Genomic DNA, 23,560 nt, shown 5'->3' on the forward strand with positions numbered 1-23,560 from the left:
CGCACCTCCAACGGGTGGACACCGCCTACTGGGAGCGGGAGTGGCGGCGCGAGCACAAGGGCCTCGGGATCTACCCGGAAGACCATCTGTGGCGCGCGACCCACGGCTACCTCGACCTGTTCGCCGCCACCCAACCGTAGGCACCACCTGAGCCGAGCCACCACGCCGGGTGCTGTAAAGGACCGGCTTGATCCCTACTGGACGAGGTCCTGGAGGTGGGGTAGCGAATCAGGCGCGATTCGACTCTCCCGGCTCCCGGCCGACCCCATACGACCCGAGGAGGACACCAGGTTCCTCCCGCGGCGGGACGCCGCCGACCGACCGCGCTGCTAAGGTGCGACCCCAGACCCTGACATCCGTGTGAGAGCGGGGTGAGTGGGACCACGTGCTGGAACTGCAAGGCCTGACCCGCCGCTACCGCGACCTGCTCGCCCTCGACAATCTGTCGTTCACCGTGCGCGAGCGGCAGATGTTTGGCTTCGTCGGCCCCAACGGCGCCGGCAAGACCACCGCCATGCGGATCATCCTCGGGGTCCTCGAACCCGACGCCGGGTCGTGGAGGTGCTGCTCGCGGCCGTGCGCCCGGTGCAGCTCCTGGCCGGCAAGATCATCGGGATCGGGCTGGTCGGGCTGTTGCAGCTGTTCATCATCGGCGGGATCGGCCTGGTGGTGGCCCTGGCCTTCGACCGGATCGTGCTGCCGCCCGGCGCGGCCGGGACGATCGGGCTGATCCTCGTCTGGTTCATCCTCGGCTACGCCTTCTACAGCTGCCTGTTCGCCGTGGCCGGGGCGATCGTGTCCCGCCAGGAGGAGCTGCAGAACACGGTGACGCCGCTCAACCTCGTGCTGGTCGCCTCGTTCTTCCTGGCCTTCTCGGCCCTGCAGAACCCCGACGGGACGCTCGCCCAGGTGGCGTCGTACCTGCCGCCGGTGGCGCCGCTGGTCATGCCGCCCCTGGTGGCCGGCGGGACCGTGCCCGCCTGGGAGGTCGCCCTGTCGGTGCTGATCACGCTGGCCACGATCGTCGCCCTGGTGCCGCTGGCCGGGCGGATCTACTCGGGCGCGGTCCTGCGCACCGGCGCAAGGGTGAAGCTGGGCGCCGCCTGGGCGGCCGGGCGCCGGTGACGGCCAGGGAGGCGTTACCCTCGTAGGGTGGAGCCGACCGAGCAGGGGCGTGGCGCGTGGTCATCCTGAAGTCCCGCGACGAGATCGACACGATGCGAGCGGCTGGCCGGGTGGTCGCCCGGACGATCGAGCGGGTGCGGGCCGCCGTGCGTCCCGGCGTGACCCTGCGCGAGCTGGACCGGCTGGCCGAGCGGACCATCCGGGCCGCCGGCGCGACCCCGTCGTTCCTCGGCTACACACCACACTTCGCGCGCACCCCGTTCCCGGGCTCGCTCTGCCTCTCCCCCAACGACATGATCGTCCACGGCATCCCCGACGGCACCCGGCTGCGTGACGGCGACCTGCTGTCGATCGACTGCGGCGCCGCCGTCCACGGCTACCACGGCGATGCCGCCGTCACGGTCCCGGTCGGCCAGGTCGACGAGGCAGCCCGCCGGCTGTTGGAGACGACCGAGCGTGCGCTCTGGGCCGGGATCGAGGCGGCCCGGGCCGGCAACCGGCTCTCCGACATCAGCCACGCGGTCGGGCGGGTCGGCCACGCCGGCGGCTACGGGATCGTGCCCGACTTCGGCGGCCACGGGATCGGCCGGGTCATGCACGAGGAGCCGTCGGTGCTCAACGACGGCCGGCCCGGGCGCGGGCTGCGGCTCCGCGAGGGGCTGGTGCTCGCAATCGAGCCGATGTTCAACGAGGGCGACGGCGCCTACGACGTCAAGCCGGACGGCTGGGCCCTGGTCACCCGCGACGGCTCCCGCTCGGCCCACTTCGAGCACACCGTCGCCATCGCCGCCGACGGCCCCGAGGTCCTGACCCTGCCGTGACAGGCCGGAACACGATCTGTCGAGAATGCTCGCCGGGGCCACAACGGAGTGACGTCTTCTCGTCGTCGACCTCGACGCGCGTCCGACCTATGACAGCACGCCACACCGTAGCGCGGGCGCGGGGTCCACAAGGTCACCTGCTGGCCACCAGGGTGGAGAGGGGGGCGTACTGGACCAGCAGGCCGGGGAGGATGCCGAGCACGATCACGCCGGCGACGGAGAGGGCGATCGACAGGCCGAGGAGCGGGGAGGGGGACGGGACGCCGGCGGCGACCGCCTCCTCGAGGGGTGGCGACAGCCACATGCGGCCGATCACGGCCAGGTAGTAGAAGAACGCGACCACGGTCATGACCGCCATGAACACGGCGAGCACCGTGAGGCTGGTCTGGCCGGCGCCGAGCGCGGACTGGAACACCACGAACTTGGCGTACCAGCCGGCAAAGGGCGGCCAGCCGGCCAGGGAGAGCAGGAACAGCGTCATGGCCACGGCCAGGCCGGGCGAGCGGCGGCCGAGCCCGTTGTAGTCGGCCAGCAGGTTCGCCGGCTGGCGCTGGCTGATCAGGGTGACCACCGCGAACGCGCCCAGGTTGGTGACCCCGTAGTAGAGCAGGTAGATGAGCACGGCCTGGAACGCCTTGGAGCGCGCGTCCGGGGCGCCCGAGTTCCCGACCGCGAACGGCACCAGCATGTAGCCGGCCTGGGCCACCGACGAGTAGGCGAGCAGGCGGACGATGTTGGTCTGGGCCAGGGCGACCACGTTGCCGATGAGCATGGTGAGCGCGGCCAGCACCGCGAACGCGGGCGCCCAGTACCTGGCGTAGGAGGGGAAGGCCACGAAGGTGACCTGGAGCAGGCCGGCGAAGCCGGCCGCCTTGGAGGCCACCGAGAGGTAGGCGGCCACCGGCACCGGCGAGCCCTCGTAGGTGTCGGGCGCCCAGAAGTGGAACGGGGCGGCCGACACCTTGAACGCGAAGCCGGTCACGACCAGGAAGACGCTCATGACCGCGGCCGGCTCGCCGCCGACCGCCTGCAGCCTGGCCGCGATCTCGCCGAGCCGGAGGGAGCCGGTGAAGCCGTAGACCAGGCTCATCCCGAACAGCATCACGGCGGTGGAGAGCACGCCGACGAGCAGGAACTTCAGCGCCCCCTCGTTGGAGCGGGCGTCGCCCTTGCGGAACCCGGCCGCGATGAAGCCGGTTGCCGAGACGATCTCCAGCGACAGGAACAGCATGAGCAGGTCGCGCGAGGACGGCATGAGCAGCATGCCGACGAAGCTGGACAGGACCAGGAAGTAGAACTCCCCCTGGTAGGAGGTGCCGGCGCTGACGTACCGGGTGCTCATGAAGAGGACGAGCAGGAGCGAGCCGAGGAACAGGGCCTTGAACAGCAGGGCGTAGTTGTCGACCACGAACGACCCGCCGAACGTGACCCGGGTCCCGCCGGGGGCCAGGCTGGCCAGGGCGCCGGCGGCGGCCAGGGTGCCGGCGATGGCCAGGTAGTTGGCGACCACCTTGGCGCGCTCGACGAACAGGTCCACGACGAGCACCAGGAGCGCCGTGCCGGCGAGCACCAGCTCGGGCAGGATGGCGTGGAAGTCGATGCGCACCTGGGCTCCTCCTTGGTTGATCGGGGGGCTACCGCTGCGCTGCCTGAGCCCCCCGAACCCCCCTTATCTGAACAGGTTGGCGAACCAGCCGGTGACGGCCGGGTTGGTGACGCCGAGCACGAGCCTCGGGGCGAACCCGAGGGCGACGATCAGCAGGACCAGCGGCACCCAGGCGGTGTACTCGACGGCGGCGACGTCGCCGAGCTGCTTGCCGCTCCAGCGGTCGGGCACCCGGCCCAGGTTGACCCGCTGCAGCAGCCACAGGAAGTAGCCGGCGGTGAGCAGGGTCCCGATCATGCCGACCACCGCCAGGGTGCGGAACAGGGGCACCGACAGCCCGGGCGCCGGGTTCCAGGCGGCCAGCACGGCGAGTATCTCGCCCCAGAAGCCGGCCAGCCCGGGCAGGCCGAGCGAGGCGATGCACGACAGCGTGAAGATGCCGGCCCACCGGGGCAGCTTGCTCGCGACCCCGCCGCCGATCTCGACGATGTCGCGGGTGTGGTAGCGGTCGTGCAGGGAGCCGGCGAGGAAGAACAGCATGCCGGTGATGATCCCGTGGGCGACCATCCCGAACACGGCAGCGTTGATCCCGGCCGTGGTGAGGGTGGCGATCCCCAGCATCACGAAGCCCATGTGGCCGACGGAGGAGTACGCGATGAGCCGCTTGATGTCGCGCTGGGCCAGGCAGCAGAGCGACCCGTAGATGATCGCGATCGCGCCCAGGACGCCGATGGTGGGCGCCCAGATGCGGGCCGCGTCGGGCAGGACCGGCAGGGCGATGCGGACGAACCCGTAGGTGCCCATCTTGAGCAGCACGGCGGCCAGCAGGACCGAGCCGACCGTGGGCGCCTCGGTGTGGGCGTCGGGCAGCCAGGTGTGCAACGGCCACACCGGCACCTTGACCGCGAAGCCGAGGCCGATCGCGGCGAACACCAGGGTGCCGAAGGTGCCCGCGAAGCGGGCCGGCCCGAGCTCCTGCAGGGCGAGCATGTCGAAGGTGCGGTCGGCCACCTGGGGGGCGCTCTGGTACCACAGGGCCAGGAAGCCGAGCAGCATGACGACCGAGCCGATCACCGTGTAGAGGAAGAACTTGATCGAGGCGTAGCCGCGCCGGGGCCCGCCCCACACGGCGATGATGAAGAACATCGGGACGAGCACGAGCTCCCAGAACACGAAGAACAGGATCAGGTCGAGGGCGGCGAAGGTGCCGTTCATGCCGGTCTCGAGCACCAGCAGCAGGGCCAGGAACGACCTGGCGTTGACCGGCTCGGGCAGGATGCGCGAGGAGTAGACCGCGCACAGGAAGCAGAGCAGCAGCGACATCGCCAGCAGGGGCAGCGAGATCCCGTCGACACCGAGGTGGTAGCGGGTGCCGATGGCCTCGATCCAGGAGCGGTCGACCTCGAACTGCATCGTCGCACCTGCGCCGTAGTCGAAGCGGGCCAGGACGACCACGCCGGCGAGCAGGGCGAGGAAGGTGACGACCATGCTCGCGACCCGGACCAGGTAGTCCATGGCCGCGGGCAGCGCGGCCAGGACGAGCGCACCGACGAGGGGCAGGAAGACCGCGAGGGTCAGGGCCCAGCTGTCGAACCACTTCACGCCTACCATGTCCTCCTTCGCGTGCCGCCCGGTGGCGGGCTCGCTATCTGCCGACGACCTGGGTGACGACGACCAGGCCCACCACGCCGACGAACAGCGCGGCCGCGTACCACTGGGCCTGGCCGGACTGCACGTAGCGCAGCCCGCGGGCGAGCCGGCGGGTGCCGAGGCCGGTCCCGTTGACCACCCCGTCGATGACGCGCTGGTCGAACCAGTAGGTGGCCGGGGCCAGCGCGCCGGTGACTGCCCGGACGATGCCCCGCTCGTACAGGTCGTCCAGGAAGAACTTGCGCTCCAGGACCTTGTAGACCAGCGGGACCCGGGCCAGGTACTCCTGCTCGGGCAGACCGCGCCGGTACAGGGCGGCGCCGAGCGCGATGCCGAGCAGGCCGATCGCGGTGGTGCCGGCCGCCAGCCCCCAGTTGATGTGGGCCGCCCCTTCGGCCGGCAGCAGCGGGGTCTGGATCCAGGCGGCGAAGTTGTTCGACCCGATCCAGGGCGACCCGGCGAGCCCGACCAGGGCGGCGCCGGCGGCCAGGACCACCAGCGGCCCGAGCATGACCGCGTCGGGCTCGTGCGGGTGGCCCTGGCCGCGGTAGGCGGCCCCGAACGTCAGCCAGAGCATGCGGGCGACGTAGAAGGCGGTCAGGAAGGCGGTGGTCACGCCGACCACGAACACGATCCGGGCCACGTCCGGGCTGCCCACGAACTCCTCGGCCGGGGTGCCGAAGCCCGCGTTGTACGCGTCGGTGAGGATCTCGTCCTTGGACCAGAACCCGGCCAGCGGGAAGATCCCGGCCAGGGCGAGCGCCCCGACCGTGAAGGTCCAGAACGTCCAGGGCATGACGCGGCGCAGCCCGCCCATCTCGCTCATGTTGTTGGAGTGGACCGCGTGGATGACCGAGCCGGCCGCGAGGAACAGCAGGGCCTTGAAGAAAGCGTGGGTGAACAGGTGGAACACCCCGGCCGAGTACCCGCCCACCCCGAGCCCGGCCATCATGTAGGCGAGCTGGGACACCGTCGAGTAGGCCAGCACCCGTTTGATGTCGTCCTGGACCAGGGCGAGCAGGGCCGCGATCAGCATGGTGACCGAGGCGATGACCGCGATCTCGTTGAGCGCGGTGGCCGAGGCGGCGAACACCGGGTACATCCGGGCGACCAGGAACACGCCGGCCGCGACCATGGTGGCCGCGTGGATCAGGGCCGAGACCGGGGTGGGCCCGGCCATGGCGTCGGGCAGCCAGGTGTGCAGCGGGAACTGGCCCGACTTGCCGATCGCGCCGCAGAACAGCAGCACCGCGCCGAGGGTGACGGTGGTCGAGGAGATCCGGCCCGTCTCCACGCCCTCGATGATCGCGTCGATCTCGAAGCTCCTGGCCGCCCAGAAGAACACGAAGATGCCGAGCATGAAGCCGATGTCGCCGACCCGGGTGGTCAGGAACGCCTTGATCGCGGCGCGCGCGTTGGCCTGGTCCTCCCAGTAGTGGCCGATCAGGAAGTACGAGCAGACGCCCATGATCTCCCAGCCGACCAGCAGGAGCATCAGGTTGTCGGCCAGGACGACGATGAGCATGCCGGCGGTGAACAGCGACAGGAACGAGAAGAAGATGGTGTAGCGCTCGTCGCCGCGCATGTAGGAGACCGAGTAGACCTGCACCAGCAGCGAGATCGTGGTGACGACCACGAGCAGGACCGCGGCCAGCCCGTCCACCGTCATCCCGATCGGGATGGACAGGTCGGCCCCGAACGGCGCCCACTCCCCGCTGAGGTGGTAGGGCTCGGCGCCGCCGATCACCCGGCCGAGGATGCCCACGCTCAGGACCCAGCCGGCCCCGACGGCGAGGATCCCGACCTCCGCCCCCTTGCCGGGCATGCGCTTGCCCGCCAGCAGGATGACGGCCCAGGCCGCGAGGGTCAGGGCGGGGACGAGCCAGGCCAGCTTCTCCATCGTGCTCCTCTGAGCTCAGCCGGAAGGTCGGGTCACCAGCGCAGCAGGTCGACCTCGTCGATGTTCACGGTCTCCCGGTTGCGGAAGATCAGCAGGACGATCGCGAGCCCGATGCCGACCTCGGCGGCGGCCACCGCCACCACGAACAGCGCGAAGACCTGCCCGGAGAGGAGCTGGTCCTTGAGGTAGGCGTTGAAGGCGACCAGGTTGACGTTCACCGCGTTCAGCATCAGCTCGATGCTCATCAGCACCATCACCGCGTTGCGCCTGGCCAGCACGCCGTACACCCCCGCGCTGAACAGGAAGGCGGCGAACACGAGCGGGTAGAGCAGCGGCATGGCAGGCGGTCTCCTGGTCAGTCCCGGCGGGCCAGGACGATGGCTCCGATGAGCGCGGCCAGCAGCAGGACGCTGACCGCCTCGAAGGGCAGGACGTAGTTGCGGAAGAGGGAGGTGCCGAGGGCGGCGGTGGTGGTGACCGCCTGGCCGGCGATGCGCTCGCCGCTCCAGGCGTCGGCCATGAACCAGGTGAGCATCGTGAACATGCCCAGGCCGACCACGAACGCGCCCACCCGGGCCCGCAGCGTGTTGTCGAGGACCCGGCGGCCGACCGGCGCCCTGGTCAGCATGATGCCGAACAAGATCAGCACCACGATCGCGCCGACGTAGATGATGACCTGCACGAACGCGACGAACGGGGCGGCCAGCAGCAGGTAGACGCCGGCCACGCTGGACAGCGCGACCACCAGGTACAGGGCGGCGTGGACGATGTTCCGGCTGGTCACCACGAGCAGCCCGGCCAGCCCGCCCACCACGGCGAGGACCAGGAAGACCACCTCCTGGCCGGTCATGCGTCCTCCCTCGCCGCCGCAGCCGGGTCCGGGGGCTCGGCGGCGGCCCGGGCGGCCGCCTTGGCCTTGCGCATGTAGGCGGCCTTGGCCTTGGCCCGGGCGGTGCGCTCGGGCTCGCCCCCCGCGACCAGCCGGTCGAAGGTCTCCTGGTCGATGCCCGGCTCGACGTGGACCTCCTCGGCCTTGGCGGCCGCCGCCGCGGCGGGGGCTGCCGCGCCGGCGGGAGCGGGGGCGCCCGCAGCCCGAGCCGGGGGGGCGGCACCGGTGGAGGCCGCGACCGGGGCCGGGGCGGGCTCGCCGGCAGCCGGGGCGGGCTGGCCGGCCGCCGGGGCGTCGGCCGGGGGGGCTGCCGCCGGGGCGTCGGCCGGGGCGGCTGCCGCCGGCGGGGCTGCCGCAGCGGCCGCGGCGGCCTGCGCCTGCGCCGCAGCGGCGGTGGCCGCCTTGGCCCGGGCCGCCTCCTGGGCCTTGCGGGCGGCCTCGATCTCCCTGGGCTCGACCGCGCCCTCCTCGAGCGGGTCGGGCGCGGGCACCGTGTAGGCCCACTCGCGCAGCCGGTCCATCTCGTGGGTCAGTGCCTCGTGCTCGTGCTCGGCGTACTCGAACTCCGGGCTCCAGTGGAGCGCGTCGAACGGGCAGACCTCCACGCAGATGCCGCAGTACATGCAGAGCGCGAAGTCGATCGCGAAGCGGTCCAGGACGTTGCGGGTGCGCGCCCGGCCGCCCTCCTTGGGCGCCACGACCTCCTTGTGGGAGTCGATGTAGATGCACCAGTCGGGGCACTCGCGCGAGCAGAGCATGCAGACCGTGCAGTTCTCCTCGATCAGCGCGATGACGCCCCGGGTTCGGGCGGGCAGGTCGGGCCGGACGTGCGGGTACTGCCTGGTCGCCGCCCGCGTCGACATGGTCTTGAAGGTGACCCCGAGCCCCTTGAGCAGCCCGGTTCCCTTTAGCACGGTCATCGGAGGGTCACACCACCTTGGTGAAGCCGACGAGGAGGATCAGCAGCAGCGCCAAGGGCACGAGCCGGATCCAGGCGAACAACTGCAGCTGGTCCTCGCGCAGCCGCGGATAGGTGGCCCGGAACCAGATCACCATGAACGACAGGGCGAACACCTTGACCGCGAGCCACCACGGCCCGTCGGGCAGGAACGGCCCCTTGTAGCCGCCGAGGAACAGGGTGGCCGCGATGGCCGTCTGGGAGACGATGCCCGCGTACTCGGTGAGCAGGAAGAAGGCGAAGCGCAGGCCGGTGTACTCGGTGAGGTGCCCGAAGACCAGCTCGGAGTCGGCCACCGGCATGTCGAACGGCGGCCGGGTCAGCTCGGCCAGGGCGGCCGTGCCGTAGACGAAGAACCCGATCAGCAGCAGCAGCCCCCAGCCGCTCCAGCCCCACCAGCTCTGGCGCTCCACGATCACGGCCAGGTCGGCCGAGCCGGCCTGCATGGCCACGGCCGCGGCGGCCAGCACCAGCGGCAGCTCGTAGGCGATGAGCTGGGCGGCCGCCCGGGTCCCACCGATCAGGGAGTACTTGTTCGCGCTCGACCAGGCCGCCATGAGCACCCCGATGACGCTCACGCTGGACAGGGCCAGGGTGACGAACAGCCCGACGTCGGAGCGGACCGGGATCAGGTCCGGCCCGTAAGGGATGAAGCCGAACAGCAGGATGCCGGGGATGAGGGCGACCGCCGGGGCCAGGGCGAACACCCACTTGTCGGCCGCCCTGGGGATGATCGACTCCTTCTGGACGAACTTGATGCCGTCGGCCACGAGCTGGAGCACGCCGTGGAAGCGGCCCGCCTCCATGGGACCGACCCTGGCCTGCATGTGGGCCATGACCTTGTGCTCCATGTAGCCGACGATCAGTGGAAAGACCAGGAAGATGCCGAGGACGGCGAGGATCTTGACCGGCATGAGGACCCAGTAGTGCGACAGCCAGTCGCGGACGGTGTCGGTCACCGGTCGATGTCCCCCACGATGAAGAACATCGAGCCCATGACCGCGATCATGTCGGGCACCAGGGTCCCCTTCAGCAGGTAGGGGATGGACGAGATGTTGTTGAAGGACGGCGTGCGCATCTTGAACCGCCAGGGCGTCTTCTCGTTGTGGGAGACCATGTAGTACGAGAGCTGGCCGAGCGGGTTTTCCATGCGGACGTAGGCGTGGCCCTCGGGGGCGCGCACGGTCTTCGGCAGCTTGGTGTTGACCGGCCCGGGGGGGATCCGCTCGTGGACCTGCTCGATGATCTTGAGCGACTCCTTCATCCGGGCGATCAGCATGGCGAAGCGGTCGTAGCAGTCGCCGTTGCGCCCGGTCGGCACGTCGAACTCGACCTGGTCGTAGAACAGGTACGGCTCGGTCCTGCGGGCGTCCTCGGGCACCCCGGACGCCTGCAGAGGCGCCCCGCTGACGCCGTAGGAGCAGGCCACGTCGGCCGGGAGCACGCCGATGCCCTTGGTCCGGGCGGCGAAGATCTCGTTGCCGAGCACCAGGGTCTCATACTCCTTGAGGCGCTCGCGCATCCGCGGGACCAGGCTCCGGGACATGTCGATGGCGCCCCTGGGCAGGTCCTGCTTGAGCCCGCCGACCCGGCAGTAGGTCAGGTGCAGGCGGCCCCCGGTGATCCACTCCATGAGCGCCTGGATCTCCTCGCGCTCGCGGAAGGCGTAGAACATCGGCGTGATCGCGCCGAGCTCCAGGGGGTAGGAGCCGACGAACATGAGGTGGTTGAGCACGCGGGTCCACTCGGACATCAGCATGCGGATCCACGTGGCGCGCTCGGGGACCTCCAGCCCCATCTGCTTCTCGACGATCAGCGCCACGCCCAGCTCGTTGCAGATCGACGAGACCCAGTCGTGCCGGTTGACCAGCGCGATGATCTGGCGGAAGTCGCGGTACTCGGCGAGCTTCTCGAACGCGCGGTGCATGTAGCCGATTACTGGCTCGGCCGACTCGATCATCTCGCCGTCGAGGGTCACCAGCACCCGCAGGACCCCGTGGGTGGCCGGGTGCTGGGGCCCGACGTTGAGGGTCATGTCCTGGGTGTGCAGCTCGCGGTCGGCCTTGTCGCGGACGATGATGCCGATGCCGGTGCCGTCGGCGGCCTGGAAGGCCGCGCCCGCCTGCCCGCCTGCCCCGGTCGCCCGTCGTTGGTCGATGGCCACGGCGCTACTCCCCCGGTTCCTTGGCGCCCGGCCAGGGCTTGGCCTCCCTGGCCAGCAGGGCGAACTCCTTGCGCAGGGGGAAGCCCTCGAACTCCTCGGGCAGGAGCAGCTTGGCCAGGTTCGGGTGGCCGTCGAAGGTCACCCCGAACAGCTCGGCTGTCTCCCGCTCGTGCCAGTCGGCTCCCGCCCACAGGTCGTGCACGGTCGGCAGGTGGCCGCCCTCGCGCGGGACCACCGAGCGGACCTGCACGTGATGGTGGTGGCTGGTCGAGTACACGTGCAGCACCACCGCGATGCCGCGCGCCTCCTCGTCGACCCCGCACAGGAAGTCGAAGAAGTTGCAGGCCAGGTCGCGGTCGTGACGGACCAGCTCGGCCACGCGGCGGTAGTCGGCCGGGGCGACGGTGACGGTCAGCAGCCCGTAGGAGATGTCCGGCTCGACCGCGTCGGCAAGCTCAGCGACCAGATGGTCGCGAACGGCGGCGGCGTCCACCTAGTGGCTCCCCTCCAGACGGCTGCCCGGCCGGCGCCTCGCCAGCATGGACGCCGACGCAGCCTGGACGCCACGGGAGCCCGGCGCCGGCCGGGCAGCCCTCGCCGGGGTCGCCACTGGACGTTCCAGGGTCGGCACGCCCAGGGGCGGCCGGGCAGCCCTCGCCGGGGTCGCCATCAGGCACCCACCACGATCGGCTGCCGCTCTCGCGCGGGCTCGGACCCGCCTCGCGCGTAGCGGTCCTTGAGGGACTCGGTACCGATGCGCTCCTGCAGCGTGATGATGCCGTGCAGGAGCGCCTCGGGGCGGGGTGGGCAGCCGGGGACGTAGACGTCCACCGGGATGATCTGGTCGACGCCCTTGGTGACCGAGTACGAGTCCCAGTAGGGGCCACCGCAGTTGGAGCAGGAGCCGAAGGAGATCACGTACTTCGGCTCCGGCATCTCGTCGTACAGGCGCTTGATCGCGGGCGCCATCTTGTCGGTCAGGGTGCCGGAGACCACCAGCAGGTCGGCCTGCCTGGGCCCGTGGGCGAACGGGATCACGCCAAGGCGGATGAAGTCGTGGCGGGCCATGGAGGTGGCGATGAACTCGATGGCGCAGCAGGCCAGGCCGAAGTTGAAGACCCACAGCGAGTACTTGCGGCCCCAGTTGAAGACGAACTTGATCGGCTGGGGCAGCTCGACGGAGTCGACTAGGCCCATTTCAGTACACCCTTCCGGAACGCGTAGAGCAGGCCGACGGCGAGCACCCCGATGAAGACGACCATCTCCCAGAAGGCCGCCACGCCGAAGTCGGTGAACACCACCGCCCAGGGGAAGAGGAACACGCTCTCGACGTCGAAGATGACGAAGAGAAAGGCGAACACGTAGTAGCGGATCTGGGTCTGGGACCAGGACGTGCCGATCGGGTCCATGCCGCTCTCGTAGGTGGTGAGCTTGCCCGCCGACGGCCGGTTGGGGCGCAGCGCCCGGTTGGCGCCGAACGCGAGGGCGACGAACAGCACCGACAGCACCAGCAGCCCGGCAAGCGTGCCGTAGGCCTGGAAGTACGAGGTCATGTGGCTCCCGGTCTGCATCCTCGGGCGTCGGCGGGAAGGGGTCCCGCGTCCCGCCCATGGTCGCGCCGAGATCCACGACCGCGGCCTCGACGTCCTTCAGCCGGGCCGCGCCGTCCCATCGGCGGCGACCCTGGTCGCCGAGATTCTAGTCCACCTGCGCGGACAGCGGCCAACCTGTCAAAGCGCTGGTAGACGGCTATGTTTCGCACGAATGAACAAGCTCGGCGCCGGCCCGGCGGGCGGATCCCGCCGGGCCGGCACGGTAGGAGTCAGGCGGGGGAGACTACAGGCAAGACCCGCATCGCAGACCTCGACGGTGGTGGTCAGTCGTCGACCAGGATGACGTTCTGGCCGCTGACCTCCCCAGCCCGCAGGCTCGCCAGCGCGTCGTTCGCGGCTTCGAGGGGGAACGTCTGGACGTGCGTCACCACCGGGACCGTTGGCGCGAGCCGGAGGAACTCCACACCGTCCTGCCGGGTGAGGTTGGCGACGCTGCGCACCGTTCGCTCCCCCCAGAGGATCTGGTAGCCGAACGACGGGATCGCGGTCATGTAGATCCCCCCGCAGACCACGATCCCGCCCTTGGCGACCGACTGCAACGCGACCGGGAGCAGCGCACCCACTGACGCGAAGATGATCGCGGCGTCCAGCTCCACCGGGGCCGGGTCGGTGCTCGCACCGGCCCACACGGCACCCAGCTCCACCGCGAACTGTTGGGCCCGGGTGTCCCCGGGTCGCGTGAACGCGTAGACCGTACGGCCCTGGTGCACAGCGACTTGGGTCAGGATGTGGGCGGCGGCCCCGAATCCGTACAGGCCGACCCGCTCGGCGTCGCCGGTCATGCGGTAGGCGCGAAACCCGATCAACCCCGCGCACAGCAGCGGTGCGGCCTGGAGATCGGCATAGCTGTCAGGGACGGGAAAGCAGTACCGGGCGTCTGCGACCGTCCACTCCGCAAAGCCGCCGTCGATGTGGTAGCCGGTGAACCTCGCCCGGTCGCACAGGTTCTCCCGTCCTGAGCGGCAGTACCGGCACGACCCGTCCGTCCATCCCAGCCATGGGATCCCCACACGGTCACCGACCCGGACCGAGCCCGCTCCCCGCCCGACCGACTCCACGACGCCGACGATCTGGTGCCCAAGGATCAACGGCAGCTTGGGCTCGGTGAGCTCGCCGTCGACGATGTGCAGGTCGGTCCGGCACAGTCCACAGGCGCGCACGCGCACCAGCGCCTGCCCTGGGCCTGGCGCCGGCTTGGGGACGTCCGCGGGCACCAGCGGGCGCCGCTGCGCCTCCAGAAGCATCGCCCTCATGACCTCGCCCAGATCGGTGGCTACCAGTGACCGATGGTACCGCCACGACCGGTCGCGGTCGGGGCGGATCCAGGGGGGGTCGAGCAGCGACCGGCAGTGACCAGGAGCCCTGTTCGCGTCCCCAGCCGGGACGCCATGGCCGGCGCCCATGGGTCCGGAAGGATACCCGCCGGGGCCGACATCGCCCGGGCGCCGGCAAGGCGAGTGGCCGGTCAGGTCTCGCGGTCCAGGACCCGGTCGGCGACCTCCTCCAGGGCGGAGCGGGCGGGGCCGGGGGGGAGGGGGTCGAGGGCGGCCTTGGCCCGGTCGACCTCGGTCTGGGCGGCCTGCCTGGCCTCGGCGAACGCGGGCGAGGCGCGGAGCAGGGCCAGGGCGCGGGCGAGCGCGTCGCCGTCGTGCTCGCCGCCGAGCAGCCGGACGAGCTGCTCGGCGTCCCGGCCGCCCCGGCGGAGGAGGTACAGGACAGGCAAGGTGCGGACCCCGGCGAGCAGGTCGATGCCTGGAAGCTTGCCGGAGGTGACCGTCTCGGTGGCGATGTCGAGCAGGTCATCGCCGAGCTGGAAGGCGACCCCGACGCGCTCCCCGTACTGGGTCAGGGCCTCCACCTCGGCAGGCGGTGCCCCGGCGAGCCGGCCGCCGAGCCGGCACGCGGCCGCGATCAGCGCACCGGTCTTGTCGGCCAGCACCGCCATGTAGTGCTCGACCGGGTCCTGCCTGGGCCTTGGCCCCCTGGACTCGCGGATCTGCCCGTCGACCAGCCGGGCGATGGCGCGGGCGAGCACCCGGGTCGCCTCGGTGCCGAGCCCGGCGGTCACCTCGGAGGCCCGGGCGAACAGGTAGTCGCCGGTGAGGATGGCGATCTTGTTGTCGTAGCGGGCGTTGGCCGAGCGCGCGCCCCGCCGGATCTCCGCCTCGTCCATGACGTCGTCGTGGTAGAGGGTGGACAGGTGGGTGAGCTCGATGGCGACTGCGGCGCCGACCAGTCGGGGGTCTGTCGGGTCGCCGAAGTGTCCGGCGAGGAAGACCAGGGTGGGCCGGAAGCGCTTGCCCCCGGCCTCGAGGAGGTGGCTGGCCGCCTCCTGCACGAACGGGTCGGCGCTGGTCACCGCGTCGGCCAGGGCCGCCTCCACCTCCTCCAGGCCGGCCCGGGTGCGCGCCTGGATCCCGGCGTACAGTCCGGAGAGGAGCGGGTCGACGGCTCGAGCGGGCACCGGCTACCCGAGGATCCGGCCGGCGGCCTGGGCCGCGGTGATGAAGACCTGGGGGGCGAGGCCGATCGCCACGGTGAGGGCGCCGGCGGCGGCCAGGGCGACGGCGAGGGCCGGGGACCGGGTCACGCCGAGCTCGGGCTCGGCCGGCTCCTGCAGGAAGGTGACGACGATGACCCGCAGGTAGAAGAAGGCGGAGATGATCGAGCTGACCACCGCCACCACCACCAGCCAGGTGAGCCCGGTGTCGACGCCGGCCTGGAAGACGTAGTACTTGGCCCAGAACCCCGAGAACGGCGGGATGCCGGCGAGCGAGAACAGGAAGACGGCCAGCAGCAGGGCGGGCCAGAAGTGGCGGCGCCCGAACCCCCGGTAGTCGTCGAGCGACGTGCGCTCCCAGGCCCCGTCCGGCTCGGCCGCGGCCCGGGTGGCGTCCCGCACCCGGGGCAGCCCGTGGCCAGGCGGCTCGCCGTCGCCGCCACCCGGGGCCTCCCTGGTCATGGTGGCGACCGCGGCGCTCCCGGCCGCGGCCACCGGCTCGGCCTGGACGCCCTCCGCGGCGGCCACCGGCTCCGCGTCGAGGCCTTGCGCCGCGGCCACCGGCTCGGCCTCGAGCCGGCCGCCGGCAGCAGCCGGCACCGCCTCACCGGTCACGGCTTCTCCCGCGCTGGCCGAGGCGAGGGGCGGGGCAGGCGAGGCGTACTGGACCACCATGAACGCGCCCATGACCATGAAGGAGTAGGCGAGCAGGTAGAACATGGAGGCGCTGGCGCCCTCGGGGCTGGTCGCCGCAGCGACCACGCCGATCAGCAGGTAGCCGGCGTGGGAGATCGACGAGTAGGCGAGCATGCGCTTCAGGTCGGACTGGACCACGGCCAGGACCGACCCGACCAGCATGGTGAGCGCCGCCACGGCGGCGAGGACCGGGCGCCAGGAGAGCACCAGCCCGCCCAGGGAGCCGGCGAACACGCGCAGCAGGACCGCGAAGCCGGCCGTCTTCGTGCCGGCGGCCATGAACGCCGTCACCGGGGTGGGCGCCCCCTGGTAGACGTCAGGGGTCCACATGTGGAACGGCACCGCGGCCACCTTGAACAGGAAGCCGACCGCGAGCAGGCCCACCCCGGCCAGCAGCAGGGTCGCGCTGACGGTGGGGTCGGTGGTTGCCTGCGCGATGCGGAGCAGGTTGGTGGTCCCGGTCGCCCCGTAGCACAGGGCGATGCCGTAGAGCAGGAACGCGGACGAGAACGCACCGAGCAGGAAGTACTTCATCGCCGCCTCCTGCGCCGGCAGCCGGCGGGTCGCCCCGGCCATCACGTAGAGGCTGAGCGACAGCATCTCCAGGGCGATGAACACCACCAGCAGGTCGGAGGCGGAAGCAAGCAGGATCATGCCGGTGAGCGCGAACAGCAGCAGCGGGAAGATCTCTGGCGGCTCCTCCCGGTCGCGCCGGCCCTCGCTCGCGGCCATCAGGGTGGCGAGCGCGCCGACCGCGAGCAGGATCACCCGGGCGTAGCGGGTGATGCCGTCGAGCGCGACCGAGCCCTCGAACGCGACCCGGGCGAAGTCCCAGTTCCAGGCGGTCAGCCAGGCCGCGACGGCCAGGCCGGCGAGGGTGAGCGCGGCCAGGACCCCGCGCCGGGCGTTCGGCCAGTACGCCACCACCATCAGCAGGACGACCCCGGCACCGGCCAGGGCCAGCTCGGGGGCGATCCCGCGCCAGTCGATCTCGGGCAGGTCTATCGGCGCCTGGGCGGCGGACTGGGCCAGGACGTGCACGGGCTCCTCCAGGGCTCCGGGGCCGGCGGGTGCGCCGCCCACGGCTGGTTGGTCAGGGACTTGGCAGGGCGGCGCCGGCCTGGCCGGCTGGTCTGGCGGTCAGCTCGACGACGCGCTGGACGGACGGTTCGACCCGCTCCAGGACCGGGCGCGGGAACATGCCGAGCACCACGATCGCGGCCACCAGGGGGCCGAGGATGGCCCACTCGCGGGCGCTCAGGTCGGGGATGGCGCGGTTGTCCTCGGAGGTGATCGGGCCGTGCCACATGCGCTGGTAGGCCCAGAGCAGGTAGACCGCGCCCAACACCACGCCGATGGCGCCGAGCACGGCGTAGACGCGGTTGGCCAGGAAGGCGCCGAGGAGGGTGAGGAACTCGCCCACGAAGCCGACCAGGCCGGGAAGGGCGAGCGAGGCCAGGGTGATGACCAGCATGACGCCGGCCATGCGGGGCACCGACTGCTGCAGGCCGCCGAAGTCGTCGATCCGGCGGGTGCCCCGCCGCTCCCACAGCATGCCGACCACGAAGAACAGCCCGCCGATGATGAGCCCGTGGGCGACCATGTAGAACACCCCGCCCTGCAGGCCCTGGACCGTGAACGCGAAGATGCCGAGCACGATGAAGCCGAGGTGGGAGACTGACGAGTAGGCGACCAGCCGCTTGAAGTCCTTCTGCACCGTGGCCATGGTCGCGCAGTAGAGGATCCCGACCACGGCCAGGGTCATCAGCGCGGGCTGGAAGTACCGGGAGGCGTCGGGGAACAGGGGCAGGGAGTAGCGCAGGAACCCGTACACGCCCAGCTTCGACATGACCCCCGCGAGCAGGACGGTGGTGGTGGTCGGGGCCTCGACGTAGGCGTCGGGCAGCCAGGTGTGGAACGGGACCAGGGGCGTCTTGACCGCGAAGGCGGCGAAGAAGCCGGCGAACAGCCAGCGCTGGGTGGTCGGGTCCTTGGAGAGGTCGCGCAGGGCCTCGTAGTCGAACGTGCCCGGCCCGCCGGCCTTGGACTTCAGGTAGTACAGGGTGATGATCGCGACCAGCATGAGCAGGCCGCCGAACAGGGTGTAGAGGAAGAACTTGACCGCCGCGTACACGCGCCGCTCGCCGCCCCACGACCCGATCAGGAAGTAAGCCGGGATCAGCACGGCCTCCCAGAAGATGTAGAAGAGGAACAGGTCGAGGGCCACGAACACCCCGAGCATCGCCGTCTCCAGGAGCAGGAGCAGGGCGACGTAGTTGCGCGGCCGGTCGGTCATCCGCCACGAGCCGGCGATCGCGAGCGGCACCAGCACGGCGGTGAGCAGCACCAGCGGCAGGCTCACCCCGTCGACCCCGACCTTGTACTGCACGCCGAACGAGCGCACCCAGTCGGCCGCGAGCCCGAGCTGGAAGCCCGCCTCGCCGGTCCGGAAGCGGGCCGCCAGCACCACCGCCAGGGCAAGGGTGACCAGGCTCGCCACCAGCCCGACCCAGCGGGCCAGATTGTCCGATCGGGAGGCTGGGCTCGAGCCTCCCGAGCCCCCCTGATCCCACCGGGGGGCTGGGCTTGAGCCCCCCGGACCCCCCGCGGCCCGGGCCTGGGGGATGGCGGCGAGCAGCAGGGTCCCGGCCAGCGGGGCGAACACGGTGACGGTGAGCAGCACGTTGACGGCTCCTAGGTGGTCCGGAAGACGAGGAACGCGACAATGAGCACGGCGCCGCCGAGCACGCCCACCGCGTAGGTGCGGACGAGGCCGGTCTGCAGGCGGCGGGCCCGGCTGGCGGTCGCGCCCACCACGCCGGCCGCGCCGTTCACGGCCCCGTCGATGACCCGCCGCTCGACGTTGACGGCCAGGAACGCGGCGACCGCGCCGCCGAGGGTGACCGTGAAGAACTCGTAGATCTCGTCGATGTACAGCCTGTGGGCGAGCAGGCGCCAGACGGATGCAAAGCGGGTCCGCAGCGCCAGCCACTCGACCCGGCCGGACAGGTACACCCACCATGCGGTGAGCACGCCGACCGCGGCCACGCCGACCGCGGCCACGCTCAGCAGGAAGGCGGCAAGGAACGACCCGCTCTCCTCGGGCGCTGCGCCCAGCACCGGCTCGAGGAAGCGGCCGATCGGGCCGGCGCCCGAGAAGCCGCCCAGGAGCCAGCCGGCGACCAGGGCGAGCGCGGCAAGCACGACCAAGGGGACGGTCATGACCGGCGGGGACTCGTGTGGGTGGCGGCCGCCGGGCCAGCGCGGCGCGCCCAGGAAGGTGAGGAAGAACAGCCGCGACATGTAGAAGGCGGTGAGCCCCGCGGTGAGCACGCCCACCGCCCAGCCGAAGAGGCCGATGCCGCCGTGCTCGAAGGCGGCGCCCAGGATCGCCTCCTTGGAGAAGAACCCGGAGGTGAACGGGAACCCGATGATCGCGAGCCAGGCCGCCCCCATGGTCAGGAACGTGACCGGCATGGCCCTGCGCAGGCCGCCGAAGTGCTTGACGTCGATGTCGTCGTCGTTGCCGTGCATCACCGACCCGGCCCCGAGGAAGAGCTGGGCCTTGAAGAAGGCGTGGGTGACGAGGTGGAACAGGCCGGCCGCGTAGCCGACCGGACCCAGGCCGACGGCGACGAACATGTAGCCGAGCTGGGAGACGGTCGAGTAGGCGAGGATCCGCTTGATGTCGTCCTGGCCGACGGCGATGAGGGCGGCGAGCAGGGCGGTGAGGGCGCCGACGACCACCACCACGGTCTGGGCGGTGGGGGAGGCTTCGAACAGGACGTGGGTGCGGGCAACCAGGAACACGCCGGCGGTCACCATGGTGGCCGCGTGGATGAGGGCGGACACCGGGGTGGGGCCGGCCATGGCGTCCGGCAGCCAGACGAACAGGGGGATCTGGGCGCTCTTGCCCGCGCAGGCGAGGAACAGCAGGAGCGCGACGGCGGTGGCGGTCCCGCCGGCGAGCCCGCTCACCTGGCCGAGCACGTCGTCGAAGTCGAGGCTGCCGAACCGCTGGAAGAGCAGGAACATGGCGATCAGGAAGCCGATGTCGCCGACGCGGTTGGCGATGAACGCCTTTTTCGCCGCCGGCGGGGCCCAGACCTCCTCGGTCTCGTCGGGGACACCCTCGACCAGCCGGGCGTCGGGCTGGACCACCGGGAGCCGGCGGTTGAACCAGAACCCGATGAGCAGGTAGGAGCAGAGCCCGACCCCCTCCCAGCCGAGGAACATGACCAGGAAGTTCTGGGCCAGCACGAGCACCAGCATCGCGGCGACGAACAGGTTCAGCCAGGCGAAGAAGGTCTGGCGCCGCTCGTCGTCGGCCATGTAGCCGATCGAGTAGAGGTGGATGAGGCTCGAGACCCCGGTGACGACCAGCGCCATGGTGGCCGAGAGCTGGTCCCAGCGGAAGTCGAAGGAGACCCGCAGGTCACCGGAGGTGAACCACTCGTAGCCGCGCAGGGTCTGGGTGCGCGACTCGCCGTCGTGGGAGAGCAGCGCGAGCAACGCGGCTACGGCGACCGCGAACGATGCCGCGACCAGGGCCGTGGCCAGCCAGCCGGCCAGCTGCCGCAGCCGCCGCCCGAGCGCGACGTTGACCGCGAACCCGGCCAGGGGCAGGAGCGGCAGCAGCCAGACCAGGCGGATCGTGCCGGTTGCGTTCAGGGCAGGGTCACCCCCTGAGCAGGTTGACGTCGTCGACGCTGGTCGACGAGCGTTTGCGGAAGATGGCGACGAGGATGCCCAGGCCGGTCACGACCTCGGCGGCGGCGACCACCATCACGAAGAACGCCAGCACCTGGCCGTCGAGCGTGCCGTTGCGCCTGGCGAAGGCGATGAACGACAGGTTGACCGCGTTCAGCATCAGCTCCACGCACATGAACACCACGATGGCGTTGCGCCGCACCAGCACCCCGACCACCCCGACGGTGAACAGCGCGGCGCTGAGCAGCAGGTAGGCGTTGGTTCCGAGCTTCATGGGCGACGCTTCCCGAGGACGAGGGCCCCGACCGCGGCCACGACGAGCAGGATCCCGGTCGCTTCGAAGGCGAACACGTAGCGGGTGAACAGCAGGCGGCCGACCGCCTGGGTGTTGCCGCCCTGGTTGGCGGCGGTCAGGTCTCCAGCTCCGCCTGACAGCCCCCCGTTGAGGACGGCGACGACGACCGCGGCCAGCAGCAGCACGCCGAGCACCCCGGCGATCACCCGCTGGCCGGGGATGGTCTCGGACAGGACCTCCTGGCTGCCGATGCCGAGCAGCATGAGCACGAACAGGAACAGCACCATGATCGCGCCGGCGTAGACGATGACCTGGACCGCGGCCAGGAACTGGGCCTGCAGGAGCACGTAGAAGCCGGCCAGGCAGAAGAAGTTCACCACCAGCAGCAGAGCCGAGTAGACCGCCTTGCGGCTCGTGACCATGCCGATCGCGGTGACGACGCTCAGGACGGCGAGCGGGATGAACGTCACGAACTCGGCCCGCTCGGCGGCGGTCGTGGCGGCGACGGTAATCATCTGGGCACGACCTCGTCGGCGGGCAGCTCGCGGTCGGCCTGCCTGCTCTCCTGGGCCCGCAGCAGCGCCCAGACCGGCTCGGTCGACTCCTGGGAGACCGACGCCTGGGGCCCGTAACGCGCGATCGCAGGCGGCCCGTCCCCGGCGTCGGCATGCGGGAGCGGCTTGGCGCCGGGCGGGACCGGGGCGAGGAGCTCCGGCTTGTCGTAGACAAGGTCCTGGCGGTGGGCGGCCGACATCTCGTACTCATTGGTCATGGTCAGCGCCCGGGTCGGGCACGCCTCGATGCACAGGCCGCAGAAGATGCAGCGGTTGTAGTTGATCTGGTAGATGGCCGCGTACCGCTCCCCCACCGAGTAGCGCGCCTCGGGGGTGTTGTCGGCCCCCTGCACGTAGATGGCGTCGGCCGGGCAGGCGTAGGCGCACAGCTCGCACCCGATGCAGCGCTCGAGGCCGTCCTCGTACCGGTTGAGCTGGTGGCGGCCGTGGAAGCGGGGCGAGGTGGGGCGCTTCACCTCGGGGTACTGGATCGTGTTCCGCTTCCGGAACATGCTCCGGAAGGTGACCGAGAGGCCCTTGAGGATCTCTGAGGACATCATGAGGTGGACCCTCCTGGGGCGGTGCGGTCCGGGGTGCCAGGACGCTTCCTGGACTCCTTGGGGCCGGGGACGAACAGGGACGCCAGCAGCAGGACGACCAGGACCCCGATGGCGACGTACAGCACCCGCCGGTTCACCGCGGACAGGTCCACGGTGAGCACGACGCTGGTCACCGCGATCCAGAACAGCGCGATCGGGATGAGGTACTTCCAGCCGATGGCCATGAGCCGGTCGAAGCGGAGCCGCGGCAGCGTGGCCCGCAGCCAGATGAACACGAAGATGAACAGGTAGATCTTGGCCACGAACCACAGGATGGGCCAGAGCCAGGGCAGGAAGCCGTGGATGACCGGGCCGTCCGGGCCGCCAAGGAACAGCGTGGTGGCGACCGCCGAGACGGTGATGATGTTGAGGTACTCGGCCAGGAAGAACAGCGCGAACTTCACGCCCGAGTACTCGGTGTGGTACCCGCCCACCAGCTCGGACTCGGCCTCGGGCAGGTCGAACGGGGCCCGGTTGGTCTCGGCGATGCCGGCAACAAGGAACACCAGGAACATGGGGAGCTGGGGCACGATGTACCAGCGGGGGACGAACCCCCAGATCGGGTCGCCCTGCTGGGCGGCAACGATCCCGCCAGCCGACAGGGTGCCCGCGTACATGAGCACCCCGACGATGGACAGGCCCTGGGCGATCTCGTAGCTGATCATCTGGGCGCTGGAGCGGACCGCTCCGAGCAGCGGGTAGTTCGAGCCCGAGGCCCAGCCGGCCAGCACGATCCCGTACACCTGCAGGCTGCCCATTGCCAGCACGAAGAGCAGGCCCACGTTGAGGTCGGTGAGCTGGGCGTCCTGGGTGCCGAACCGGCTCCCGAACGGGAGCACCGTGATCGACAGGAACGCCGGCACCATCATGACCACCGGGGCCAGGACGTAGAGGATGCGGTCGGCGTTGGTCGGGCGCACGTCCTCCTTGAAGAACAGCTTGATGCCGTCGGCCAGGCTCTGGAGCAGGCCGGCGGGGCCGACCCGGTTGGGTCCGATCCTGGTCTGCATGAACGCGACCACCTTGCGCTCCAGCCAGATCACGAACAGCACCGTGAGCATCAGGAAGGCGAAGACGCCGACGACCTTGACGAGCAGGATGAAGAGGTCCCAGATCATGCGGCGGCCTCCTCGACCGCCCGGACGGCGACCCGCAGGGCCGGGGCCGGGCCGAGCAGCGCCCCGAGGGCCAGGTCGGGCTGGTTGGCGGGGACGAACACGCACCCGGGCGCGACCGACGCCGACACCCTGACCGGCAGCTCGACGACCGGCAGCTCGACGACCGGCAGCTCGGCGGTGGTGCCACCGCCGAAGTCGAGCGTGGCCCGGCCCCCGTCGGCCAGCCCGAGCCGGCCGGCGTCGTCCGGGTGGACCTCGCAGAAGGCGGCGGGCGTGGCCCGGTTGAGGTCGGCCGCCCTGGCCAGCATCGACGCCCCGTCGAGGAGCAGCGGGTAGGTGACCAGCGCGAGCCCGTCGGCCGG

At 71.0% G+C, this 23,560-nt stretch carries 22 protein-coding genes and 2 pseudogenes; 3 read left to right on the forward strand and 21 right to left on the reverse strand.

The window, feature by feature from the left end; genetic code table 11:
* Positions 1–469: 469 nt before the first annotated feature.
* From VG276_03480 to map, 3 genes and pseudogenes are all read left to right on the forward strand, one after another.
* Positions 470–526: pseudogene (locus tag VG276_03480) on the forward strand (hypothetical protein).
* Positions 527–555: 29 nt separating this feature from the next.
* Positions 556–1,125 (forward strand): ABC transporter permease, encoded by a 570-nt coding sequence (locus VG276_03485; GenBank protein ID HEV8648468.1) that lies wholly within the window; start codon positions 556–558, stop codon positions 1,123–1,125.
* A gap of 56 nt (positions 1,126–1,181) precedes the next feature.
* Positions 1,182–1,946 (forward strand): type I methionyl aminopeptidase, encoded by a 765-nt coding sequence (gene map, locus VG276_03490; protein HEV8648469.1) that lies wholly within the window; start codon positions 1,182–1,184, stop codon positions 1,944–1,946.
* A gap of 133 nt (positions 1,947–2,079) precedes the next feature.
* On the opposite strand, the gene VG276_03495 is transcribed toward map, so the two are convergent.
* From VG276_03495 to VG276_03595, 21 genes and pseudogenes are all read right to left on the reverse strand, one after another.
* On the reverse strand, positions 2,080–3,552 hold the full coding sequence (locus VG276_03495; GenBank protein HEV8648470.1) for an NADH-quinone oxidoreductase subunit N: 1,473 nt from the start codon (positions 3,550–3,552) through the stop codon (positions 2,080–2,082).
* 63 nt (positions 3,553–3,615) lie between these two features.
* Positions 3,616–5,154 carry an NADH-quinone oxidoreductase subunit M gene (locus VG276_03500; protein ID HEV8648471.1) on the reverse strand — a complete coding sequence of 513 codons (1,539 nt, stop codon included), beginning with the start codon at positions 5,152–5,154 and terminating at the stop codon, positions 3,616–3,618.
* A 43-nt stretch (positions 5,155–5,197) separates the two neighbouring features.
* The gene (nuoL, locus tag VG276_03505) at positions 5,198–7,102 is read right to left on the reverse strand and encodes an NADH-quinone oxidoreductase subunit L (GenBank protein ID HEV8648472.1); all 1,905 of its coding nucleotides are present in this window, start codon (positions 7,100–7,102) and stop codon (positions 5,198–5,200) included.
* Between the two features lie 32 nt (positions 7,103–7,134).
* Entirely contained in the window at positions 7,135–7,440 is a 306-nt protein-coding gene (gene nuoK / locus VG276_03510) for an NADH-quinone oxidoreductase subunit NuoK (protein HEV8648473.1), read from the reverse strand.
* A 17-nt stretch (positions 7,441–7,457) separates the two neighbouring features.
* Positions 7,458–7,952, reverse strand: coding sequence for an NADH-quinone oxidoreductase subunit J (locus VG276_03515; GenBank protein HEV8648474.1), 495 nt, complete (start codon positions 7,950–7,952; stop codon positions 7,458–7,460).
* Between the two features lie 368 nt (positions 7,953–8,320).
* Positions 8,321–8,911: pseudogene (locus VG276_03520) on the reverse strand (4Fe-4S binding protein).
* A 7-nt stretch (positions 8,912–8,918) separates the two neighbouring features.
* Entirely contained in the window at positions 8,919–9,863 is a 945-nt protein-coding gene (locus VG276_03525) for a complex I subunit 1 family protein (GenBank protein ID HEV8648475.1), read from the reverse strand.
* A gap of 41 nt (positions 9,864–9,904) precedes the next feature.
* Positions 9,905–11,113, reverse strand: coding sequence for an NADH-quinone oxidoreductase subunit D (locus VG276_03530; protein HEV8648476.1), 1,209 nt, complete (start codon positions 11,111–11,113; stop codon positions 9,905–9,907).
* 4 nt (positions 11,114–11,117) lie between these two features.
* Positions 11,118–11,606 (reverse strand): NADH-quinone oxidoreductase subunit C, encoded by a 489-nt coding sequence (locus VG276_03535; GenBank protein ID HEV8648477.1) that lies wholly within the window; start codon positions 11,604–11,606, stop codon positions 11,118–11,120.
* A 176-nt stretch (positions 11,607–11,782) separates the two neighbouring features.
* Positions 11,783–12,310: an NADH-quinone oxidoreductase subunit B family protein gene (locus VG276_03540; protein HEV8648478.1), complete on the reverse strand. Its 528-nt coding sequence runs from the start codon at positions 12,308–12,310 to the stop codon at positions 11,783–11,785.
* Positions 12,301–12,666 carry an NADH-quinone oxidoreductase subunit A gene (locus VG276_03545; protein ID HEV8648479.1) on the reverse strand — a complete coding sequence of 122 codons (366 nt, stop codon included), beginning with the start codon at positions 12,664–12,666 and terminating at the stop codon, positions 12,301–12,303. Before VG276_03545 ends, VG276_03540 begins: the two co-directional genes overlap by 10 nt.
* A 323-nt stretch (positions 12,667–12,989) precedes the next feature.
* Complete coding sequence (locus tag VG276_03550) at positions 12,990–13,979, reverse strand: zinc-dependent alcohol dehydrogenase family protein (GenBank protein HEV8648480.1); 990 nt, start codon at positions 13,977–13,979, stop codon at positions 12,990–12,992.
* Between the two features lie 212 nt (positions 13,980–14,191).
* Positions 14,192–15,154 carry a polyprenyl synthetase family protein gene (locus tag VG276_03555; GenBank protein ID HEV8648481.1) on the reverse strand — a complete coding sequence of 321 codons (963 nt, stop codon included), beginning with the start codon at positions 15,152–15,154 and terminating at the stop codon, positions 14,192–14,194.
* A gap of 39 nt (positions 15,155–15,193) precedes the next feature.
* A complete protein-coding gene (locus tag VG276_03560; GenBank protein ID HEV8648482.1) occupies positions 15,194–16,963 on the reverse strand; it encodes an NADH-quinone oxidoreductase subunit N in 1,770 nt (589 codons plus the stop codon).
* A 52-nt stretch (positions 16,964–17,015) separates the two neighbouring features.
* Positions 17,016–18,605, reverse strand: coding sequence for an NADH-quinone oxidoreductase subunit M (locus VG276_03565; protein ID HEV8648483.1), 1,590 nt, complete (start codon positions 18,603–18,605; stop codon positions 17,016–17,018).
* Between the two features lie 11 nt (positions 18,606–18,616).
* Complete coding sequence (gene nuoL / locus VG276_03570) at positions 18,617–20,593, reverse strand: NADH-quinone oxidoreductase subunit L (protein HEV8648484.1); 1,977 nt, start codon at positions 20,591–20,593, stop codon at positions 18,617–18,619.
* 7 nt (positions 20,594–20,600) lie between these two features.
* On the reverse strand, positions 20,601–20,906 hold the full coding sequence (nuoK, locus tag VG276_03575) for an NADH-quinone oxidoreductase subunit NuoK (protein ID HEV8648485.1): 306 nt from the start codon (positions 20,904–20,906) through the stop codon (positions 20,601–20,603).
* Positions 20,903–21,442 carry an NADH-quinone oxidoreductase subunit J gene (locus VG276_03580; GenBank protein ID HEV8648486.1) on the reverse strand — a complete coding sequence of 180 codons (540 nt, stop codon included), beginning with the start codon at positions 21,440–21,442 and terminating at the stop codon, positions 20,903–20,905. Before VG276_03580 ends, nuoK (VG276_03575) begins: the two co-directional genes overlap by 4 nt.
* The gene (nuoI, locus tag VG276_03585) at positions 21,439–22,038 is read right to left on the reverse strand and encodes an NADH-quinone oxidoreductase subunit NuoI (GenBank protein HEV8648487.1); all 600 of its coding nucleotides are present in this window, start codon (positions 22,036–22,038) and stop codon (positions 21,439–21,441) included. Before nuoI ends, VG276_03580 begins: the two co-directional genes overlap by 4 nt.
* Positions 22,038–23,198 (reverse strand): NADH-quinone oxidoreductase subunit NuoH, encoded by a 1,161-nt coding sequence (nuoH, locus tag VG276_03590; GenBank protein HEV8648488.1) that lies wholly within the window; start codon positions 23,196–23,198, stop codon positions 22,038–22,040. The genes nuoI and nuoH overlap by 1 nt, the downstream gene beginning before the upstream one ends.
* Positions 23,195–23,560 (reverse strand): hypothetical protein (locus VG276_03595; protein HEV8648489.1); only part of this gene is annotated, 366 nt, incomplete at its 5' end. The genes VG276_03595 and nuoH, both read right to left, overlap by 4 nt.

The sequence above is a fragment of the Actinomycetes bacterium genome (genome assembly GCA_036000965.1).
Lineage (GTDB): Bacteria > Actinomycetota > CALGFH01 > CALGFH01 > CALGFH01 > DASYUT01.

What these genes read in the sequence shown, in the direction of transcription:
- nuoL (HEV8648472.1), bottom strand. Translation starts at nt 7,102, where the DNA reads ATGGAGAAGCTGGCCTGGCTCGTCCCCGCCCTGACCCTCGCGGCCTGG.
- nuoK (HEV8648473.1), bottom strand. Translation starts at nt 7,440, where the DNA reads ATGCCGCTGCTCTACCCGCTCGTGTTCGCCGCCTTCCTGTTCAGCGCG.
- VG276_03515 (HEV8648474.1), bottom strand. Translation starts at nt 7,952, where the DNA reads ATGACCGGCCAGGAGGTGGTCTTCCTGGTCCTCGCCGTGGTGGGCGGG.
- VG276_03525 (HEV8648475.1), bottom strand. Translation starts at nt 9,863, where the DNA reads ATGCCGGTCAAGATCCTCGCCGTCCTCGGCATCTTCCTGGTCTTTCCA.
- VG276_03540 (HEV8648478.1), bottom strand. Translation starts at nt 12,310, where the DNA reads ATGGGCCTAGTCGACTCCGTCGAGCTGCCCCAGCCGATCAAGTTCGTC.
- VG276_03545 (HEV8648479.1), bottom strand. Translation starts at nt 12,666, where the DNA reads ATGACCTCGTACTTCCAGGCCTACGGCACGCTTGCCGGGCTGCTGGTG.
- VG276_03550 (HEV8648480.1), bottom strand. Translation starts at nt 13,979, where the DNA reads ATGAGGGCGATGCTTCTGGAGGCGCAGCGGCGCCCGCTGGTGCCCGCG.
- nuoK (HEV8648485.1), bottom strand. Translation starts at nt 20,906, where the DNA reads ATGAAGCTCGGAACCAACGCCTACCTGCTGCTCAGCGCCGCGCTGTTC.
- VG276_03580 (HEV8648486.1), bottom strand. Translation starts at nt 21,442, where the DNA reads ATGATTACCGTCGCCGCCACGACCGCCGCCGAGCGGGCCGAGTTCGTG.
- nuoI (HEV8648487.1), bottom strand. Translation starts at nt 22,038, where the DNA reads ATGTCCTCAGAGATCCTCAAGGGCCTCTCGGTCACCTTCCGGAGCATG.
- nuoH (HEV8648488.1), bottom strand. Translation starts at nt 23,198, where the DNA reads ATGATCTGGGACCTCTTCATCCTGCTCGTCAAGGTCGTCGGCGTCTTC.